The following is a 2,747-nucleotide window of genomic DNA, read 5'->3' on the forward strand; positions in this document are numbered from 1 at the left end:
AGGATTTTGTGGTGTTGCAGTTAATTTAAACAAAAAATTAGAATAAAAATTGAGGTAGGAAAAAACCTACCCCAACATTTGACAATGAACCTATATATTTTGACATTTTTTTAGTATAATAGAGGAGTAGGAGGTAGGTATGGAAAAAATAAAAATTATTGCCAATCCTAAATCAGGAAAAGAACAAGCTGTAAATAAAATAAATGCACTAATTAATTTAATGAGTTCAGATGGATATAAAATAGATTTAAGATTTACTTCAAAAAGAGGAGATGCCATGCTTTTCGCCCAAGAAGATGAAGGAGAAGACCTAATTATTTCTGTTGGAGGAGATGGAACCTTAAATGAGGTAGTAAATGGTATATATAAAAGCAATAGAGATACTCCTCTTGCTATTTTTCAAGCAGGAACAGTAAATGATTTTGCCAATGTTTTAAAAATCCCAAGTAATGTGAGAAGTTTTTATGAGATGGTAAAAAAGAAAAATGTAAAAAAAGTTGATCTTGGAATGGCGGGAGATAGAGTTTTTGCAAATGTAGCAGCAGGTGGAATGTTTACAAATATAGCATATCAAGTGCCTGAAGATAAAAAAACTCTACTTGGTAGAATGGCCTACTATATTGAAGGAGTAAAAGAATTTGCAAAACTGGGAAATCCGGATGCCAATATTATTAAGGCGGATATTAATTGTAAAGAACTATCTGCTAAAGAAGATGTTCTAATGTTTGTTATAGCAAATTCAGCTTCAGTTGGAGGGTTTAAGTACTTAGCTCCGGACGCAGAAGTATTTGATGGATATTTAGATGTATTAATAGTAAAAGAACTGGAGATGTACGATATCCCTGTACTTCTACCATCTATATTAAACGGTTCACACACAGGACATGATAAAGTAATTTACTTAAAAACTAAAGAAATTACATTTGATGCAAATAAAGATGTGGCAATTGATGTTGATGGAGAAAAAGCCGGAAGTTTACCAATGACATTTAAAATATTAGAAGAGGCTTTGAATTTAGTAGTAAATTAAGAGGAGGATAAAAATGGTAGCAACGATTAAAGATGTGGCAAAGATGGCGGACGTATCTATATCAACTGTCTCAAGGGTTATAAATGATTCGAAACCTGTTAGTCCAGAAGCTAGAAGAAGAGTGCTTCATGCAATTGAAGTTCTGGACTACAGGCCTAATGAAGTGGCTAGAAGTTTAGTTACAAAAAAATCTAATTTAATAGGAGTAATAGTAGATGATATAGGAAGTATGTACGTAAGCTACGTATTAAGAGGTGTAGAAGAAATTGGAAGAATGTACAATTATGATATTATTCTTTTAAGCTCTTATGGTGATCCTGAATTAGAATTAAAGTTTGCAAAACTTTTATTTCAAAAACAAGTCGAAGGGGCAATAATAATATCTTCAACATTAAATCAAAAGTTAATGTATAGACTTGAAGAATCAAGAATTCCATATGCAAATATAAATAGATTTTACGATATAGAAGAAGATTTAACAGTTAGAATCAACTATGAAGAGGTCAGCTTTAATATGGTTGAGTATTTAATAGAACAAGGACATAAAAAAATAGCATCGTTAGCTATAAGAAAAGATATAGATAGGACAGAAGAAAAATACAAAGTAGATGGATATGAATCAGCGATGAAGGAACACAGTTTAAAGAGCTCTAATATCTATACTCTTGGAATTGATGAAAAAAGCTTTTTAGATATTTCAGATGAAATAGACAGTGCAATTAAAAATGGTGTAACGGCATTTTTCTGCTCTCAAGATGAAATTGCCCTTCATTTAATGAATTACTTAGTTGATAGGGGAATGAAAATTCCAGATGATATTTCAGTAACGGGATTTGGCGGAACTGCAATGACAAACATATATAGACCTAAACTCACCACTGTGAGAATTCCATACTATGACATAGGGGCAGTTGCAATAAGAAGGATTTTAAAAAAGATAGAAGATAAAGATAACTTCTCTGAAGAGAGAATACTATTACCTGTAGAAATTTTAAAAAGGGATAGTGTAAAGAAAATAGATTAAGCTAAATATAATGAAAAAAATATATTTAAAAATAGAAGAAGAAATCTTTAGAACTGGAATAGAAAAGATATTAGAAGATAAGTATATAGTTAGAGAAGTTAAAAATCATAAGACGATTAGAAAAACTGACCTGCTAATTACAGATGACAATATCATTAGAGATTATTCAGTAGTAATATATAGGGATTTAAATGTAGCCATATATTCACAGGCAAAGATTAAACTACTTAGAAGTGCCAATAGAGAAGAACTATTAATAGCCTTAGACAGGGCTGTAAAAAATGAAATATATACACAAGGTACTATAGAAATAGAAGAACAAAAACTATTAAAGTTTAAGGAACAGCTAAATAAATTAAACTCAAGACATAAACAACTAGTTAGTAAAATATTGGAGAATAAAACTAATAGAGAAATAGCTTCTGAATTATTTTTAAGTGAAAAGACAATAAAGAACAACCTTACAGAGCTATATAAAATATTGGAAGTAAAAAGTAGAGCGGATTTAGTAAAAACTTATAAAATAATATTGACATAAAAAAGAAGAAATGTTAAACTAAGTTAAGTCAGCAAAAGCTGATGAATTTATTTTTTATTAAGAGAAAAAACTTTAAATAAAAAGTAAAAAAGATGTTGACATTAAAGAGTAGACATAATATAATAAATAAGCTGTTTTAAAGCAGCGAACAACCT

Annotated in this window: 3 protein-coding genes; all 3 read left to right on the top strand. The window is 29.7% G+C overall.

Annotated features, from left to right (window positions below; genetic code table 11):
• The first annotated feature begins 139 nt into the window (after positions 1 to 139).
• From BUB47_RS09775 to BUB47_RS09785, 3 genes are read left to right on the top strand one after another with little or no spacing between them, the layout of a single operon-like run.
• Positions 140 to 1,030, top strand: a complete 891-nt coding sequence (locus BUB47_RS09775) for a diacylglycerol/lipid kinase family protein (RefSeq protein WP_073185811.1) — start codon at positions 140 to 142, stop codon at positions 1,028 to 1,030.
• A gap of 13 nt (positions 1,031 to 1,043) precedes the next feature.
• Entirely contained in the window at positions 1,044 to 2,054 is a 1,011-nt protein-coding gene (locus BUB47_RS09780) for a LacI family DNA-binding transcriptional regulator (RefSeq protein WP_073185812.1), read from the top strand.
• 10 nt (positions 2,055 to 2,064) lie between these two features.
• Complete coding sequence (locus BUB47_RS09785; protein ID WP_083529223.1) at positions 2,065 to 2,592, top strand: LuxR C-terminal-related transcriptional regulator; 528 nt, start codon at positions 2,065 to 2,067, stop codon at positions 2,590 to 2,592.
• The last annotated feature ends 155 nt before the right edge of the window (positions 2,593 to 2,747 follow it).

The organism is Anaerosphaera aminiphila DSM 21120 (assembly GCF_900129925.1).
Lineage (GTDB): Bacteria > Bacillota > Clostridia > Tissierellales > Peptoniphilaceae > Anaerosphaera > Anaerosphaera aminiphila.

Excerpts from the sequence above, each read along its gene's own strand:
- BUB47_RS09775 (WP_073185811.1), top strand. The coding sequence starts at position 140 with ATGGAAAAAATAAAAATTATTGCCAATCCTAAATCAGGAAAAGAACAA.
- BUB47_RS09780 (WP_073185812.1), top strand. The coding sequence starts at position 1,044 with ATGGTAGCAACGATTAAAGATGTGGCAAAGATGGCGGACGTATCTATA.
- BUB47_RS09785 (WP_083529223.1), top strand. The coding sequence starts at position 2,065 with ATGAAAAAAATATATTTAAAAATAGAAGAAGAAATCTTTAGAACTGGA.